The organism is Sphingobium sp., from assembly GCF_033795625.1.
Classification (GTDB): Bacteria; Pseudomonadota; Alphaproteobacteria; order Sphingomonadales; family Sphingomonadaceae; genus Sphingobium.
In genome coordinates, this window is sequence record NZ_JARYGI010000107.1 from 1 (window position 1) to 839 (window position 839).

Here is an 839-nt window from a genome sequence, read left to right on the forward strand (position 1 = left end):
CATTGCTGACCACTGCCTGCCGAGGGTCTGACGTCACCGCGTCCCAAGCCTGGCACCTGTGATCGAACAGAAAGGGGAGGGGGAGCGAGCCGGTCGAGCGAAGAAGCGCTCGAGACCGGAGGTTTCGCCCATGCCGTACGACATCACGATGCGCCATCAACAGGCGCTCGAACCCAGCGCCTTGACCACGATCGGCGCCACGCTTCACGCCATCCAGGCAGCCATCACCGACTGTCGCAATGCCGGCAAGGACTTCGAAAGCGACCCCGCAGTGGTGTTGCTGGCGCGGCGGTTTGCTACCGTATGCGAGGCTGAGCCGGCTGATCTGGAGTTGCGACGTGCGTGTCTCGACGCGATCGCCGAGATCCGCCGGCACCCTGCGCTCAAGACGCTCGCCTATCGCGGCGTCGCCTATGACGAAGCGGCCAAGCGCGTGTTTCACTCCGAAGGCCGCGCTGCGATGCGCCGCCTGGCCGAGGCCCTGAGCCTTGCGGAAGGGACCTACGACGTCCGCTCCGACAAGGGCGGCCCGGCGGTCTCGGGCGACATCACGCTCCACGGTGAGGAGGTCTGGGTCCGCCTCTCGCTCGGACCCCTCGGCCCCGACCACGAGATCGCATACCGCAAGGTGAAGGGGCGCGGCGACCATATCGGCGACCGCAACCGCTGGGCCTCCGTCCGCGACCTTCTCGCACCCGACCGCTTCGCAGCGCGTCTGCAACGCGAACTCGGCCTCACCATTCCCGCGGCCGAGCCGTCGCGCCTATTCGCATGATCGGAGACCGCCATGCAGATCATAGCAACGCGAACCCGTGCGGCGGGGCACCATCCAGACTTTG

At 67.2% G+C, this 839-nt stretch carries 1 protein-coding gene; it reads left to right on the forward strand.

Going from position 1 to position 839, the window contains the following annotated elements:
- Window positions 1-130 precede the first annotated feature (130 nt).
- The gene (locus QHC67_RS18825; RefSeq protein ID WP_046194741.1) at window positions 131-775 is read left to right on the forward strand and encodes a hypothetical protein; all 645 of its coding nucleotides are present in this window, start codon (window positions 131-133) and stop codon (window positions 773-775) included.
- Window positions 776-839 lie beyond the last annotated feature (64 nt).